The organism is Enterobacter sp. MF024, assembly GCF_005843915.1.
Classification (GTDB): Bacteria; Pseudomonadota; Gammaproteobacteria; order Enterobacterales; family Enterobacteriaceae; genus Enterobacter; species Enterobacter barmai.
On the sequence record NZ_VCBB01000017.1, the window covers coordinates 19070 to 35778 of the forward strand.

The 16709-nt window shown below is 54.8% G+C and carries 13 protein-coding genes and 1 tRNA gene; 5 read left to right on the top strand and 9 right to left on the bottom strand.

What is annotated here, in order from left to right:
- Positions 1–37: 37 nt before the first annotated feature.
- The 4 genes from FFB58_RS19910 to FFB58_RS19925 all read right to left on the bottom strand — a co-directional run bounded on the left by FFB58_RS19910 (position 38) and on the right by FFB58_RS19925 (position 3452).
- Positions 38–1024 (bottom strand): TRAP transporter substrate-binding protein, encoded by a 987-nt coding sequence (locus FFB58_RS19910; protein ID WP_039030190.1) that lies wholly within the window; start codon positions 1022–1024, stop codon positions 38–40.
- 503 nt (positions 1025–1527) lie between these two features.
- Positions 1528–1860, bottom strand: coding sequence for a hypothetical protein (locus FFB58_RS19915; protein WP_138370803.1), 333 nt, complete (start codon positions 1858–1860; stop codon positions 1528–1530).
- A 202-nt stretch (positions 1861–2062) separates the two neighbouring features.
- Positions 2063–3100, bottom strand: coding sequence for a RhuM family protein (rhuM, locus tag FFB58_RS19920; protein WP_138370804.1), 1038 nt, complete (start codon positions 3098–3100; stop codon positions 2063–2065).
- 64 nt (positions 3101–3164) lie between these two features.
- The gene (locus tag FFB58_RS19925) at positions 3165–3452 is read right to left on the bottom strand and encodes a SymE family type I addiction module toxin (protein WP_138370805.1); all 288 of its coding nucleotides are present in this window, start codon (positions 3450–3452) and stop codon (positions 3165–3167) included.
- Between the two features lie 125 nt (positions 3453–3577).
- On the opposite strand from FFB58_RS19925, the gene FFB58_RS19930 reads away from it, so the two are divergent.
- Complete coding sequence (locus tag FFB58_RS19930; protein WP_138370806.1) at positions 3578–3769, top strand: toxin-antitoxin system HicB family antitoxin; 192 nt, start codon at positions 3578–3580, stop codon at positions 3767–3769.
- 43 nt (positions 3770–3812) lie between these two features.
- Positions 3813–4985, top strand: a complete 1173-nt coding sequence (locus FFB58_RS19935) for a HEPN domain-containing protein (RefSeq protein ID WP_138370807.1) — start codon at positions 3813–3815, stop codon at positions 4983–4985.
- Positions 4986–5087: 102 nt separating this feature from the next.
- On the opposite strand, the gene FFB58_RS19940 is transcribed toward FFB58_RS19935, so the two are convergent.
- Positions 5088–5182, bottom strand: a tRNA-Sec gene (locus tag FFB58_RS19940).
- 283 nt (positions 5183–5465) lie between these two features.
- On the opposite strand from FFB58_RS19940, the gene FFB58_RS19945 reads away from it, so the two are divergent.
- On the top strand, positions 5466–6860 hold the full coding sequence (locus tag FFB58_RS19945) for a glycoside-pentoside-hexuronide family transporter (RefSeq protein WP_039030187.1): 1395 nt from the start codon (positions 5466–5468) through the stop codon (positions 6858–6860).
- Between the two features lie 12 nt (positions 6861–6872).
- On the top strand, positions 6873–9191 hold the full coding sequence (yicI, locus tag FFB58_RS19950) for an alpha-xylosidase (protein ID WP_138370808.1): 2319 nt from the start codon (positions 6873–6875) through the stop codon (positions 9189–9191).
- A 92-nt stretch (positions 9192–9283) separates the two neighbouring features.
- Here yicI and FFB58_RS19955 read toward each other — a convergent pair whose 3' ends face one another.
- Both FFB58_RS19955 and FFB58_RS19960 read right to left on the bottom strand, forming a co-directional pair.
- Positions 9284–10993 carry an AsmA family protein gene (locus FFB58_RS19955; RefSeq protein WP_039030185.1) on the bottom strand — a complete coding sequence of 570 codons (1710 nt, stop codon included), beginning with the start codon at positions 10991–10993 and terminating at the stop codon, positions 9284–9286.
- A gap of 119 nt (positions 10994–11112) precedes the next feature.
- Positions 11113–12504: an NCS2 family protein gene (locus FFB58_RS19960; RefSeq protein WP_138370809.1), complete on the bottom strand. Its 1392-nt coding sequence runs from the start codon at positions 12502–12504 to the stop codon at positions 11113–11115.
- A gap of 224 nt (positions 12505–12728) precedes the next feature.
- Here FFB58_RS19960 and gltS point away from each other — a divergent pair, with 224 nt between their 5' ends.
- A complete protein-coding gene (gltS, locus tag FFB58_RS19965) occupies positions 12729–13931 on the top strand; it encodes a sodium/glutamate symporter (protein ID WP_039030183.1) in 1203 nt (400 codons plus the stop codon).
- Here gltS and recG read toward each other — a convergent pair whose 3' ends face one another.
- Positions 13932–16013 (bottom strand): ATP-dependent DNA helicase RecG, encoded by a 2082-nt coding sequence (recG, locus tag FFB58_RS19970; protein ID WP_138370810.1) that lies wholly within the window; start codon positions 16011–16013, stop codon positions 13932–13934.
- A 3-nt stretch (positions 16014–16016) separates the two neighbouring features.
- The gene (trmH, locus tag FFB58_RS19975) at positions 16017–16706 is read right to left on the bottom strand and encodes a tRNA (guanosine(18)-2'-O)-methyltransferase TrmH (protein ID WP_039030181.1); all 690 of its coding nucleotides are present in this window, start codon (positions 16704–16706) and stop codon (positions 16017–16019) included.
- Between the last annotated feature and the right edge of the window lie 3 nt (positions 16707–16709).

Below are 16709 nucleotides of genomic sequence, written 5' to 3' on the forward strand. Positions count from 1 at the left end.
CTGGAGAAGCGGGCCTGCAGGCAGGCCCGGAGGTGCGTTATTCAGCGGCTTGTTCGAATTTTGCGAGCAGCGCGGCCTGCTTAGGATCTTTTTTGAAGTCGTCGTACAGCGGCTGTACGGCTGCGCGGAACGGTGCTTTGTCGACGGTAACAAACTTGCCGCCCATCGCTGTGGCCTGCGCACGCGTTTCTGCTTCGACCTTATCCCAGGCTTTCTGCTGCCAGGCCTCAGAGTCCTTCGCGGCTTTGGTGAGGACCTGCTGCTGCTCCGGTGTCAGCTTGTTCCAGGTTTTCGTGGAGATAACCAGGAAGTCCGGAATGGAAGCATGCTCGTCTTCAGAAAAGACGTTCGCGATTTCAATGTGACGGGTCTGCACCCAGGACGGGACGTTATTTTCAGCGCCATCCACCACGCCCTGCTGCATGGCGGTATACACTTCGCCGAACGAGATTGGCGTCGGGGAACCGCCCATCAGCTCAACCATTTTCAGGGTTGTCGGGCTTGCCTGAACGCGAATTTTCAGCCCTTTTAAATCGGCCGGCGTGGTAATGGGTTTTTTAGCATAGAAGCTGCGGGTCCCGGCGACATAGGCGGAAAGCGCAAAAAAACCTTTATCTTTACTGGCGTCCATAATTTCTTTGCCGACGCTGCCAAAGACCACTTTATTAAAATGCGCCTGATCCTTAAACAGGTACGGCAAATTATAAATGGCATACGTATTATCAAATGACTCCAGATCGCTGGCGGAGCCTTTGGTCATATCCAGCGCGCCGTTTTGCAGTAATTCCATGGTTTCTCGGGCGCTGCCCATTTGACTGCTCGGATAAATACGCAGCGTCATATTGCCATTGGAAAGTTGTTTGACCTCTTTAGCCATCTGCTCAAAGGCCTGATGAACGACGTGGCTGCGTTCAAGATTATGTGCCAGTTTTAACGTGACTTTTTCTGCTGCACTCGCCCCGGTAGCCAGCAGTGCAAACAGAGATGCGCCCAGAAGAGTTCGGGTGAATAAAGGTGATTTCATGATGTGCTCCATGCTGAAATTATATACGTTTGGTTTATATCTGGTGGCTATTAAACTATTTCTGTATGACATCTTATCCTGGTTGTCAGACAGCAATGGATAATCTGCGTCACACTTTTTCCGCAGACGATGAATTTGTGTCGCTTTTTGTGCGCTGGGTTAAATTTATTTAAGAAGCATGATGTGCGAATTATTAATAGTGGAAATATAACGGAGGAAATACACAGGTAATATCGATGGGTTGATTCATTATTAACGAGGTTAAATATCTTTTGGTGGCGGTATCGGAAATACCGAATATTGGATCAGGAATAACCGGGGGGATGCCTGAGTATTGGCACGATCGGCTCCCTCTCCTCTTTGGGGAGAGGGATGGGGTGAGGGGGAGCACGGGGTTGGGTGATTGTTTCGCTGAAGGGAATTTTTGATGAGGCGGTTTCGGGACCGATATTGTTCAGGCTTAGCTGAAAATAGTGGGCTGTGAGGTTAAAAAAAATGATTATCTACCGATCATGATTATCATGAGTCCGGTGTATTCTATAATACCGCCAGGATTTATACGCCAGAACTGGCGGTTGTACGAATACTACAATGAGCATTGAAATTAATAAGCCTGTATCAGTAGATATAACATAAGCCGTATTATTTGAAACCATAACCCAGATAAATACTGCCATACAGCAGAAAAATACCCAGAGCACAATTCTAAAGCGATTAGCAAGATCATGAATGGATTCATCTAAACTTCCGCAATAGTTATCTACATTATTTTTGATTTTTTGTAGATCCGCATGGCTAAGTCCTGATTCCAGTAATGCGGTTTCACTTACTTTCATAACACCCACCTTTCATCCTTAAAAGTTGCAGATATTTCGTGACGATTGTACATGAAATAGACTGACAAAGCGGAATTGTCACTGTAAACAGACCTGTTTTAGTTCCATGCATTTTTGCTCGGGGTGGGGTGCGTTTGCTGAGTGAAACGCACCACGGTCTGTCAGGCAGAAAAGGAATAGTTTTTAAGGTGGGCTTTCAGAGCTATTTTTTGGCTTCTTTTTTCCATTGTAGTAAACCGGCGATATCCTTCTCGCCCTCGGCTTCCTTCAGGCGTCGTTGCTGGTCGGCAAACTGGTTATATTCAGCCTGTGCTTTTTCGTCTGCCATCTTCTTACTGATAGTTCCGGCGCCTTGCAGAACTTCACGATCGTTAAACTGCAAAAACTGATCGAGCTTAACCTGCCAGTCGCGCAGAAATACCTGCTGGCGACGACGGGCCTGATCTTCGGCGAAGTCCAGCCACATATTAACTACGCGATTAAGTTCGCTGACTTCATCCTGGTTAAGGTAGTTTTTAGCAACCGTCACATCACATTTGCGCACGTCTTCGCCTTTATAACTGGTTAAGCCCATATGCGGTTTTTTAGCATCAGCACGTTTGTGGATGAGTTCAGCAGCAGTAAGGCCGGTACAGGCGAAATGCAGTTTATTCTGGATGATTTGGAAAAACTGGGTGGTTTCTTTAAGGGATGGCTGGTAATCGGCTGCTAACGCGAAGATCTCACGCACCCGCAAATAAACCCGGCGTTCGCTGGCGCGAATATCGCGGATGCGTTCCAGCATCTCATCGAAATAGTCAGGCACAGAGGATGAACCAACAGGCGGATTTTTCAACCGTTCGTCATCCATCACGAAGCCTTTGATTAGGTACTCCTGAAGGGTCTGGGTAGCCCACTGGCGGAACTGAGTGCCGCGAGAGGAGCGGACGCGGTAGCCGATGGCAATGATAACGGGCAGGCTATAATGCAGCGTGTTTCGACTTACCTGGCGATTCCCTTCCGTTCGAACCTGTAAGTAAGACTTACAGGTTGCGTTTTGCTCAAGTTCGCCTTCTTCATAGATTGCTTTGATATGTTGCGTAATGGCCTGGGGAGTAACCTGATAAAGGCTGGCGAGTGTCGCTTGTGGGAGCCACAAAGTTTCCTGCTCGAAGCGACACTCAATGCGTATTTCACCATCGCTGCTGGCAAACATGACAAATTCCCCGGTAGGGGAATGAGTTATCTGTTCATCTGCCATGTTGCCTCCGGTTTCATCCATTTAAACTCAATCGCCTGAAGAGTATGCCAGATATCACCGGTGGTTACACAATAGCCAGTGCTCCTTCAATCCCTTTCAGCTTCTGCTGCGCCTGTTTTAATTCGCTCAGCAGCATCTTTTCATATGGGTTGTGCGCCATCACGACGATACAGCCATCCATGACTTTTAACGTCACCTTATCGCCAGTATCAAACCCCGCCGCACGCAGCCATTTGCCGGAAAGGATCAGGTTTGGCGTACTGCGATCGCGACCTTGCGGGCGATATCCCACTATTAATGTACGCTCAGTTCCGGTTGCGGTGGTGTCTGGGGTAGAATGCGAATCAGCCATAATCAACTCCTTGATAGTTGGTGAGGTTAGACGCTCCGGTGTGTTCGAGCACACTGGCGCGTTGATAAAAATGGAGGTTTAGGTGGCCTCCTAATTTGATTTAGAGTAGATGGATAGGTGGCCCCATGTCAATCATAGCGCGTGAAAAAAAACCAAAAGGCGGTGGGCAATCTCCGCAGTTTAAAATGCGTATTGATCCGGCATTGAAGGAGCAGTTGGATGCTGTGGCTGCGGAGGAAGGGGTGAGTCTCGCTAGTTGGCTGAAGGAACTGGCGAGAGAGGCTTTGCGTAACCGAGGAATAAATCCAAAAGCTTAAAATCTTCTTTTATGAACATATATAAGAATTTAAGGACGTTAATATGAAAGTTGAGTATTTGGTTACGATAGAAATTAAAGATTCATTCTGCAAAACAAAAAAAGCATTTATTAATTTCATACAATCAAATTCCGAAATAATATTGACAAAAGAAAAGGTAAATTACAAAAATAATACATTCTATCTTGAAGTTCTGGAAGAAAAATCCCCATCTGAACGTCATAACATTTTTCATCTAAAATTAAAAAACGATAATGATGAAAAAATAGAATGTTTTGTTGAGTTTTTGAAAGTATTTAGAGGCATGCTGCATATTGCGTCAAAAAATAACGTGCAAACTATTTGGGATGATGTCAGCTTTAACTACTCATTAAAATGCTACCCCATAATACATGAGATAGAGAATTTGATGAGGAAGTTAATTACAAAATTTATGCTCACAAATGTAGGGTTAGGTTGGATTGAAACAACTTTCCCTGATGAATTACGTAAAACAAAAAGAGATAGAAGTGCATCTGCGCATAATAACTATTTATATGAAACCGATTTTATTCAGCTTTCAAGCTTTTTATTTGATACATATAGAACGCAAGATATAGATGACCTTATTCGTACCATAAAGAACCATAAGGATAATTCTATCGAGATTGATAGCATCAAAGAGTTTATTCCATCGTCTAACTGGCAAAGATTCTTTCAAAAACATGTTGATTGTGAAGGAACATATCTTAAGAGTAGATGGGAAAAACTTTATCAATTACGGTGTAAAATTGCACACAATAACATTGTCGATAAAAATGATTATGAGTTAATAATTACTCTTAATAATGAAGTCAAACCCATTTTAGAGGCTGCAATATCATCTCTTGATAAAATTACAGTCCCAGAAAGTGAAAGAGAAGAATTAGCGGAAAATGTTGCTATAAACAATAATCAATATTATGGTGACTTTATTGTTTCTTGGAAAGATTTTGAGAAAAATGTAAGGGATTTAGCCTACAAAAGTGGAGTTTCTTCTAACGCTAGAACTATGCCATTAACACCGATTATCGAGCAATTAAGGCATAGGAATCTAATAAGCGAGGATGTTTTTGAACAGTATTTGAAGTTGAGGCAAGTTAGGAATACTGTCGTTCATGATGTAAGTAGGGAAGTTACAGTTAATGATTTAGAGTATTATACTATGGTGATTAAAGGGCTTAATAATATGATTTAAATAATTAATATGTTATTTATATGTTCTATTTTAGTTTGAGAGTATAATTACTTGATGATAAAAATAAAAATTTATGATTAGGAGTGATATATCAGAAAATTTTGGCGGAAGATCACAGGAGTCGAACCTGCCCAGGACCGCTGGCGGCCCCAACTGGATTTGAAGTCCAGCCACCTCACCGGAGATGACGATCTTCCGCGCCTCGATTGCTACATGGAGGCGGGGCGCATTATATCTACTTTCAATCATTTACCCCAACCTTTCGCACACATTTTTTAGTCCCCTTTTGACCTGCATCCCCCCTTTTAAGGCAATTCTTAAGAAAATCCTCAGGTTACATTTTCCTTCCACGCACTTTTAACGCGATCACAAAAAACAAGAATCGTAAAAACGTAACCAGAAAACGCAATACCTGACGGGCGGGGCATGGTTTACAAAACATGTAACCGGTCTCAGCGCCCTACGCGTGAAGGAAAAATAATGAAAAGCGAAGTCTTATCCGTCAAAGAGAAAATTGGTTACGGCATGGGTGACGCCGCAAGTCACATCATCTTCGACAACGTCATGCTCTACATGATGTTCTTTTACACCGATATCTTCGGCATCCCCGCCGGGTTTGTCGGCACCATGTTCCTGCTGGCGCGCGCGCTGGATGCCATATCCGACCCGTGCATGGGGCTGATTGCCGACCGCACCCGTAGCCGCTGGGGTAAGTTCCGCCCGTGGATATTGTTCGGCGCCATCCCGTTTGGCCTGGTCTGCGTGCTGGCCTACACCACGCCCGACCTCAGCCTGAACGGCAAAATGATCTACGCCGCCGTCACCTACACCCTGCTGACCCTGCTCTATACCGTGGTCAACATCCCTTACTGCGCGCTGGGCGGGGTGATCACCAACGACCCGACGCAGCGTATCTCCCTCCAGTCCTGGCGCTTTGTGCTGGCGACGGCGGGCGGCATGCTCTCCACGGTGCTGATGATGCCGCTGGTGAATATGATTGGCGGCGAGGATAAAGCGTTCGGCTTCCAGGGCGGCATCGCGGTGCTGTCGGTGGTGGCATTCCTGATGCTGGCGTTCTGTTTCTTCACCACCAAAGAGCGCATCCAGGTGCCGCCGAGCACCACCTCCATGCGTGAAGATCTGCGCGACATCTGGCACAACGACCAGTGGCGCATCGTCGGGCTGCTCACCATCCTCAACATTCTGGCGGTGTGCGTGCGCGGCGGCGCGATGATGTATTACGTCACCTGGATCATGGGCTCGCCGGAGCTGTTCGTCGCCTTCCTCACCACCTACTGCGTCGGCAACCTGATTGGCTCCGCGCTGGCGAAACCGCTCACCGACTGGAAGTGCAAAGTCAGCGTCTTCTGGTGGACCAACGCCCTGCTGGCGGTGGCAAGCGTGGCGATGTTCTTCGTGCCGATGCAGGCCAGTATCACCATGTTCGGCTTTATCTTCGTGATTGGCGTGCTGCACCAACTGGTGACGCCGATCCAGTGGGTAATGATGTCCGATACCGTCGATTACGGCGAGTGGACCAACGGCAAACGCCTCACCGGCATCAGCTTTGCGGGCACGCTGTTCGTGCTGAAGCTGGGCCTGGCGCTGGGCGGGGCGTTAATCGGCTGGATGCTGGCAGGCGGCGGCTACGATGCCGCAGCCAAAACCCAGAACAGCGCGACTATCAGCATCATCATCGCCCTGTTTACCCTGGTACCGGCCGCGTGCTACCTGCTGAGCGCGGTGATCGCCAAACGCTACTACAGCCTGAAAACGCCATTCCTGGTCAAAATCATGAGCGATCTGGCGCAGGGCGCGCGTCGAAATGAGCAGGAGTTTAATACCCTGCCGGTCAGCAAAGAATTGCAGAACTAAGAGGACGAAAGCATGAAAATCAGTGACGGAAACTGGCTCATTCAACCGGGCCTGAACGTAACCTGTCCGGTTCAGGTGTTTGATGTGGAACAGCAGGGTAACGATCTGGTGGTCTATGTCGCCCCACGCGACGTACGTGAGCGCACCTGGCAGCTGGATACCCTGATGTTCACGGTGCGCTTGTTCTCGCCGCAGGAGGGGATTGTCGGGGTGCGAATCGAGCACTTCCAGGGCGCGCTCAATAACGGCCCGCACTACCCGCTCAACGTTCTGAAAGACGTTAACGTGCAGATTGAAAACAATGCGGAACTGGCTGAGCTGAAAAGCGGCAACGTCAGCGTGCGCGTCACCAAAGGCGAGTTCTGGTCGCTGGATTTCTTCAGGGACGGGCAGCGCATCACCGGCAGCCAGCTGAAAAACAACGGCTACGTGCAGGACGGCAACACCGATCGCAACTACATGTTTGAGCGTCTGGATCTGGGCGTGGGCGAAACCGTCTACGGTCTGGGCGAGCGCTTTACCGCCCTGGTGCGCAACGGCCAGACGGTCGAGACCTGGAACCGCGATGGCGGCACCAGCACCGAGCAGTCCTACAAGAATATCCCGTTCTATCTCACCAACCGCGGCTACGGCGTGCTGGTGAACCATCCAGAAAACGTCTCGTTTGAAATCGGCTCCGAGAAGGTGTCGAAGGTGCAGTTCAGCGTCGAGGGCGAGTATCTGGAGTATTTCGTCATCGACGGCCCGACGCCGAAAGAGGTCCTGAACCGCTATACGCAGTTCACCGGCCGTCCGGCGCTGCCGCCTGCGTGGTCGTTCGGCCTGTGGCTCACCACCTCGTTCACCACCAACTACGATGAAGCGACGGTGAACAGCTTTATCGACGGCATGGCCGAGCGCGACCTGCCCCTGCACGTTTTCCACTTTGACTGCTTCTGGATGAAGGCATTCCAGTGGTGCGACTTCGAATGGGACCCGGTAACCTTCCCGGACCCGGAAGGGATGATCCGCCGCCTGAAGGAGAAAGGGCTGAAGGTCTGCGTGTGGATCAACCCGTACATCGGGCAGAAATCGCCAGTTTTTAAGGAGCTGAAAGAGAAGGGCTATCTGCTGAAACGCCCGGACGGCTCACTGTGGCAGTGGGATAAATGGCAGCCAGGGCTGGCGATCTACGACTTTACCAACCCCGAAGCCTGCAAATGGTACGCCGACAAGCTGAAAGGCCTGGTGGATATTGGCGTCGACTGCTTCAAAACCGACTTCGGCGAGCGCATCCCGACGGACGTGCAGTGGTTCGACGGCTCCGATCCGCAGAAGATGCACAACCACTACGCCTACATCTACAACGAACTGGTGTGGAACGTGCTGAAAGAGACGGTGGGTGAGGAAGAGGCGGTGCTGTTTGCCCGTTCGGCGTCGGTGGGTGCGCAACAGTTCCCGGTTCACTGGGGCGGCGACTGCTACGCCAACTACGAGTCGATGGCCGAAAGCCTGCGCGGCGGGCTGTCGATCGGGCTCTCCGGGTTCGGGTTCTGGAGCCACGATATCGGCGGGTTCGAGAACACCGCTCCGGCACACGTCTATAAACGCTGGTGCGCGTTCGGGTTGTTCTCCAGCCACAGCCGCCTGCACGGCAGCAAATCCTACCGCGTGCCGTGGGCGTATGACGACGAGTCCTGCGACGTGGTGCGCCACTTCACCCAGCTGAAATGCCGGATGATGCCGTACCTCTATCGCCAGGCGGCGCTGGCCCGTGAGTTCGGTACGCCGATGCTGCGGGCGATGATGCTGGAATTCCCGGACGATCCGGCCTGCGACTACCTCGACCGCCAGTACATGCTGGGGGATTCAGTGCTGGTTGCACCGGTGTTCAGCGAGGCGGGGGACGTGCAGTTTTACCTGCCGGAAGGGCGCTGGACGCACCTGTGGCATAACGACGAAATCCAGGGCAGCCGCTGGCATAAACAGCAGCATGATTTCCAGAGTTTGCCGGTCTACGTCCGCGACAACACCCTGCTGGCGCTGGGCAACAACGATCGGAAACCGGACTACGCGTGGAATGAAGGCACCGCCTTCCAGCTGTTTAACCTGGCCGATGGCGCTACGGCGGTGAGTGAAGTCCCTGGGTTGAACGGTGCCGTGGCCTTTACCCTGACCGCAACGCGCAGCGGCGATACCCTGACGTTAAAAGGGTGCGGCGAAGCGCGGGGCTGGTCGGTCTGTTTGCGCAATGTGCAGCAGATCGGCGGGGTGAAAGGGGCGTCAAACGTCGGCAGCGAGTGGGGTGTGGTGGTAAAAGCGGAGGGGAGCGAGGTGGTGATTCACCTCTGAGTCCCCTCACCCTAACCCTCTCCCCATAGGGGAGAGGGAATAGTGAGTGCTCATCTTTAAGCGGGTGAGGACGGGTTTTCTCCCTCTCCCTTTTAGGGAGAGGGCAGGGGTGAGGGTTCTGCAACCGTGCTCACCGCTCCGCCCGTCATCGTCTGCGTCACCTGCTGTTTATCCATATTTACTGCGCTAAGTCTGCCGTTGACCGTCGGTTTCAGCGGGGAATCTTTCTGCACATTGCCGCTGGCGGTGAGCTGAATATTGCCATCGCCTGCGATCGGCAACGCTGGCCAGCCCCACTGCTGGATCACGTTCAGCGGCACGCCGCGCCCGGTCAGGTTGACGGTGGTCTGGCGTACCGGGGTCTGAGATACCGTCGCTTTTGCCTCAAGAATGCCTTTTTCGGTAAAGGCGCTCAGTTCATTGATAGAAATTGTCGAAGCGTTGGCTGACAAGGAGAGCGACGGACGGCGCACGTCCACGCGGTTAAAGGTGGCGGCCGCGCCGTTCAGCGTGGCGGTGCCCGCCCATACGCCCCACTGGCGATCTTTCGCCAGCTGCAGGTTGGTGCCGTAGCCGTCCAGGGCGGTGATCTGCCACGGGAAAACGGTGTCGACGTCGATCACCAGGTTACGGCTCAGGCCAAACTTGCGCAGCGTGACGCTTTGCAGCCACTCCGGCAGAGTATCCAGCCACTGCGTTTTCCAGTTCTCCGGCAGGGTGTATTCCAGCCCGGCGACGGCGACATCATCCAGCACCAGCGCTTTACCGCTGCGCAACCAGTTGCCGGAAGTGCGCACCATCCCGCCTTCCCAGCGCGAGGTGAACTGACGCAGGGCAATCCCCTGCGGGGAGAATTCGGCGTTGAGGATCGGGTCGAACAGGTGCAGGGAACCGTAGATAAATTCGCTGGCGTTCATCGACAGGCGACCGTCCTCGCTCTGCCAGTCGCCCTGGCTCAACGTCAGGTTGCGCAGGCTTAAATCGAGATCGGTTACCGCCCAGTCCGGCCCCTGCAGGCGGGCGTCGGTCACGTCCAGGCGACCAATCTGCAATGACGGCAGGGTGGTGATGGGGGCAAAGAAGTCGGCCAGGGATTTATCGCTCTGCAGGCGGATATCGTTCAGGCGCATGTTGTCCACCTTCCAGCCACCGTTGGCGTCGCGCCGCGCGGTGCCGGTGAGCGAGCCCCGGGCCATATCTGCGCCGATGGTGGTCAGCACCACCTCTTTATCACTCAGCTCGCCTTCAATCAGCACGTTGCTGGCCGGCACGCCGTTCAGCGTCAGCGACCCGGCGCTGATCTGGATCTGCGCTTTTTTGCCCAGTACGTTACCCGCTTCAGGGTCCCAGGGACGCACGCCGCCGGTCACCTTCTGGGCGCTCAGATCCCACGCGGTATTCGGGCTGTTGAACGCCATGTTATTCAGCAGCAGGCGATCGGCCTGGAAGGGAAGAGGGGCGGTCTGCGGCGAGAGGTTCAGCGTGCCGTCAAACAGGGTAATGGTATCCATGTGCAGCGGATCGGTGAGCTGGCGGCTGCTCACGCCAATATCGACCATTTTTGCGACCAGCGTCGCGGGCTGGCCGTCGCGCCCGAAGGTGACATTTTTCAGTACCAGGTGCGTGGGCGACGAGAAGCGGTGATCCATCAGGTCGAAGTTGAGTTCGTAATCGGTGTTTACCGTGATCCAGCTGCTGACCTGCGCTGCGCCCCAGCGAGTCTGGACAAGGATATAGAGCGCGAGGATCGCAATAAGCAGAACGGCCAGAATACCGACGAGAAGCTTTCCAATAAATTTCATGGTCTTCCATCACGTAAAACGCACATAAAGGAGTTATGCACGATTTATGCGCAATGCTCAAGGCGGGAATGGTGTAATTACGTGTCACGGCAGCAGTTGCCTGCTGCCGTAAAAGGGGATCAGTTCTTTTCTGGCGGGAAAATCAGGTTCAGGACGATAGCGGTTATCCCACCGGCGGCGATGCCGGAAGAGAGCAGGTTCTTCACCCAGTCCGGGGCGAACTGCAGGATCAGCGGCTGCTGAGACACACCCAGACCCACCGCCAGCGACAGGGCGATGATCATGATGGCGCGGCGGTTCAGCGGCTCGCGGGAGACGATACGCACGCCCGATGCCGCGATGGTGCCGAACATCACCAGCGTTGCGCCGCCCAGGACCGGCTCAGGGATGTGCTGCACAAAGCCGCTCACCGCCGGGAACAGGCCGAGCACGATCAGCATCAGCGCCACGACAAAGCCCACGTAGCGGCTGGCAACGCCGGTCAGCTGGATCACGCCGTTGTTCTGGCCGAAGCAGGAGTTCGGGAAGGTATTGAACACGCCGGATACAAAGGAGTTCAGGCCGTTTGCCAGTACGCCGCCCTTCAGACGCTTCATGTACAGCGGGCCAGAGACCGGTTGTTCAGAAACGTCAGACGTTGCGGTGATGTCGCCGATAGTTTCCAGGGAGGTGATCATGAATACCAGCATCAGCGGCAGGAGCAGGTTCCAGTCAATGCCCAGGCCGTAGTAAAGCGGCGTCGGGACCATGATCAGCGGGCTGTCGGTCGGTGCGCCGGACTGCGGCAGCATACCCATCGCCCAGGCTGCCAGGTAGCCTGCGGCCATGGCAATCACCAGCGACGCGACGCGCAGGTACGGGTTACGCTGACGGTTGAGCAGAATAATGATCGCCAGCACGATACCCGCCAGCAGCAGGTTTTTCGGCGCGCCGAAGGTGTGATCATTCATCGCCGCATAGCCGCCGCCGATGGAGGTCAGGCCCACCTGAATCAGCGACAGGCCGATAATCATCACCACAACGCCGGAGACCAGCGGGGTAATGATGCGGCGCGCCAGGTGCAGAACGCGGGAGATGACCATTTCGGTGCAGCTCGCCAGCATCAGGGTGCCGAACAGCGCCGCCATCATCGTTGGCACATCCGCGCCGCCGGTTTTCAGCGCCGTACCGCCCATGATCAGCGGGGCGACAAAGTTAAAGCTGGTGCCCTGAATCGACAGCAGACCGGAGCCTACCGGGCCCCAGGCTTTAATCTGAATGATGGACGCCACGCCCGAAGCGAACAACGACATGCTGATGATGTGTTGCGTGTCCTGCGCCGGTAAACCGAGCGCCTGGCAGATCAGCAGAGCGGGAGTAATCACGGCCACAAACATGGCCAGCAGATGCTGACAGGCGGCGAACAAGGTCTGCGCCAGCGGCGGACGGTCTTCAAGACGGTAAATCAGTTCACTGTTTTGCGTCTGCGCAATCGGTTGCGCATCCTGCTGTTCAACGGCGTTAACGGACATCTGCTGCGACCCCTGGAGGAAAAGCGGGCATTTTAGCCGAGTGGATGAGAAAAGCAAACGATTGCCAACAAAAAACGCAGAGAAATTCTACTGCAAAATACGCCTTTTTCTGTCCCGGGGCGGCAAAGTTCATTACACTCCTGCTCCCGATTGTGGTTATAACGCGCAATCGTTACAGGAAAACGCGCATGTTGATGGAGCACGTGCCTTTAAAGGAGCCCACTATGATTCATCTCGATACGTTGTCGACCCTCGTTGCGGCAACACTCGTTTTACTGCTTGGCCGTAAACTGGTTCACAGCGTCCCTTTTCTCAAAAAATACACCATCCCGGAGCCCGTCGCGGGCGGATTACTGGCAGCCATTGCGCTGCTGGTGCTGAAAAAAAGCATGGGTTGGGAAATCAACTTCGATATGACCTTAAAAGACCCGCTGATGCTGGCCTTTTTCGCCACTATCGGCCTGAACGCCAACCTTGCCAGCCTGAGATCTGGCGGTAAGGTGCTGGGGGTGTTCTTAATTGTGGTGGTGGGACTGCTGGTAATGCAGAACGCCATCGGTATCGGTATGGCGTCGCTGCTGGGACTGGATCCGCTGATGGGTCTGCTGGCCGGTTCGATCACCCTGTCGGGCGGTCACGGTACCGGCGCGGCCTGGAGCAAGCTGTTTACTGAACGCTACGGCTTCCAGAATGCCACTGAAGTAGCTATGGCCTGCGCCACCTTCGGGCTGGTGCTGGGCGGCCTGATTGGCGGGCCGGTGGCTCGCTATCTGGTGAAACACTCCACCACGCCGGACGGCAGGCCGGATGACGAAATGGTGCCGTCGGCATTTGAAAAACCGGACGTCGGGCGCATGATCACCTCTCTGGTGCTGATTGAAACCATTGCCCTGATCGCCATCTGCCTGACGGTAGGTAAAGTGATTGCACAATTGCTGGCGGGTTCCGCGCTAGAGCTGCCGGTCTTTGTTTGTGTGCTCTTTGTCGGGGTGATCCTCAGCAACAGTCTCTCACTGCTGGGCTTTTATCGCGTCTTTGAGCGGGCGGTATCGGTATTGGGTAACGTCTGCCTGTCGCTGTTCCTGGCGATGGCGCTGATGAGCCTCAAGCTGTGGGAGCTGGCGTCGCTGGCTCTGCCAATGCTGGCGATTCTGGGGGTACAAACCCTGTTTATGGCACTCTACGCTGTCTTCGTCACCTGGCGACTGATGGGTAAAAACTACGATGCGGCAGTGCTGGCGGCAGGACACTGTGGCTTTGGTATGGGGGCAACGCCGACGGCGATCGCCAACATGCAGGCCATTACCGAGCGCTTTGGCCCGTCGCATATGGCGTTTCTGGTGGTACCGATGGTGGGGGCGTTCTTTATTGATATCGTCAACGCGCTGGTCATCAAACTCTATCTGATGCTGCCGATGTTTGGCTGATCAGGCGTTCGAGTAACGCCCGGTCTCTGGCATCCAGCGGTCGATTAACGCTGCCGCCTGTTCGGGGTAGCGTTCATGAATATGGCGTGCCAGACGCTGAACTTCAGGGATCATGCCCTGATCGCGCAGTAAATCTGCCACTTTAAACTCGGCGTTCCCGGTCTGACGGGTGCCGAGTAGCTCACCCGGCCCGCGGATCTCCAGATCCTGTTGCGCAATCACAAAGCCGTCGTTGCTGTCGCGCAATACCTGCAGGCGCTTCTGTGCCGTTTTCGACAGCGGTGCTTTGTAGAGCAGCACGCAGTGAGAGGCCACCGCGCCACGTCCGACGCGACCACGCAGCTGGTGCAGCTGGGCCAGACCCAGACGCTCCGGGTTCTCGATGATCATCAGGCTGGCGTTAGGCACGTCTACCCCCACTTCAATTACCGTGGTGGCGATCAGCAGATGCAGCTCGCCCTGCTTGAAGGCCTGCATTACCGCCTGTTTCTCCGCAGGCTTCATGCGGCCATGCACCAGCCCGACGTTCAGCTCCGGCAGGGCCAGCTTAAGCTCTTCCCAGGTGGCTTCCGCCGCCTGCGCTTCCAGCAGGTCGGACTCCTCAATCAGCGTGCAGACCCAGTAAGCCTGACGGCCTTCCTGCAGACAGGCGTTGCGCACGCGCTCGATGATGTCGCTGCGGCGCGTGTCCGGGATAGCGACGGTGGTTACCGGCGTACGCCCCGGAGGCAGTTCGTCGATGACGGAGGTGTCGAGATCGGCATAGGCGGTCATCGCCAGGGTGCGCGGGATTGGCGTCGCGGTCATGATCAGCTGATGCGGGTGGTATCCCTGCTGGAGCCCTTTCTCCCACAGCGCCAGACGTTGATGCACGCCGAAACGGTGCTGCTCATCAATGATCACCAGCGCCAGCCCGTGAAACTGCACCTGCTCCTGGAAGATGGCATGGGTGCCGACAATCATCTGCACCTGACCGCTGGCAATCGCCTCCTGCTGCGCCTGTCGCGCCTTGCCTTTTTGCTTCCCGGCCAGCCAGCCCACTTCAACGCCCAGCGGCGCAAACCAGTTGCGGAAATTGTTCGCGTGCTGCTCGGCCAGCAGTTCGGTCGGCGCCATCAGGGCCACCTGTCTGCCGTGGGCAATGGCGCGCAGAGCGGCCAGGGCGGCCACCAGCGTTTTACCCGAGCCCACATCGCCCTGGACCAGGCGCATCATCGGCACGTCCAGCGCCATATCGCGCTCGATCTCGGCGGTCACGCGGGCCTGGGCCCCGGTGGGTTTAAACGGCAGCGAGGCCAGCAGTTTATCTTTTAAATCATTACGGGCCGGGAGCGGCAGGGCGTGAAAACGCTGTGCGCCGGCGCGTAACGCCAGCATGCTCAGGTTATGCGCCAGCAGCTCTTCGAGGATAAGGCGTCGCTGCGCCGGATGTTGGCCGCTCTCTAAATCGCTGAGCTGCAGCGTCGGCGGTGGTCGGTGCAGGGTGCGCAACGCGTCCGGCAGACTCATCATCCCCTGTGCCAGCTCGGGCGGCAGCAGTTCGGCTATGGCGCAGGTGTCGAGCAGCTCCAGCGCCTGATCGGTCAGCTTGCGCAGCGTCGCCTGCTTCACGCCTTCAGTCGTCGGGTAGACCGGGGTCAGCGTCTCCTGCAGCTCCGGCGTGCTGAGATCGCCCTGTACGCGGTACTCCGGGTGGATCATCTCTGCGCCGTATTTGCCGCGTTTGGCTTCGCCGTAGGCCAGCACCCGTCGCCCGGTAGCGAGGCTGTTTTTCATTGCCGCGCTGAAGTTAAAGAAGCGCATCGTCAGAATACCGGAGCCGTCGCTGATCTGGCAGGTCATCATCCGGCGGCCGCCGAAGGTGATGTTGCAGTTCAGGACTTCGCCTTCAACGGTGGCGTAAATGCCAGGCAGAAGTTCGCCAATCTGATAAAGCTGGGTGCGGTCTTCGTAACGCAGGGGGAGGTGCAGGAGGAGATCCTGCACGGTATGCAGGCCAATTTTTGCCAGTTTGCTGCTCTGGGCCGCGCCAACGCCCGTCAGGGAATTGAGCGGCACAGCATCCAGCAGGCGGCCTTGCATGATTTACTTCGCCGCCTGCATGGTGGCCCACCACGTCGCATCGGCTTCAATTTCGCCCTGCAGATTCACGTGGGGGTAAGGTAATTTTTTCTGCTTCGCCACTCTGGCCAGCACCGGATAACCGCCTTCAAACAGCAGGCGCTGCTGTTCGTCTTCCGGCAGCATGCTGTTCTCGCGTTCGTACATCCCGGCATTTTGTCGCTGACGTTGCGCTTCATACAGAATGAGCGCCGAGGCCACGGAAACGTTCAGGGACTGCACCATGCCGATCATCGGAATGATGATGTCCTGATCCGCCAGATCTAACGCTTCCCGGGTGATCCCCGTTTTCTCCTGACCCATCAGAATGCAGGTCGGGCGGGTGTAATCAATTTCGCGGAAATCGACGGCTTTGTCGGAAAGATGCGTCGCCAGTACCTGCATGCCGCGCCCTTTCAGATGCGAAATAGCTTCGCCAATGGTGTCGTGGGCTTTGACCTGTACCCAGCTGTTGCTGCCTGCGGCAGCCGAGGCCATAGGACGCATTCGCGTCCCCTTCCAGACGGCGTGCACTTCATGCACACCGACGGCGTCTGCGGTACGGACGATAGCAGCAACGTTATGAGGTTTATGGACCTGCTCCATGCAGACCGTCAGATCGGGCTGACGCCTGGCGAGCATCTCACAGATACGTGCATAACGCGTTGCATTCATAAC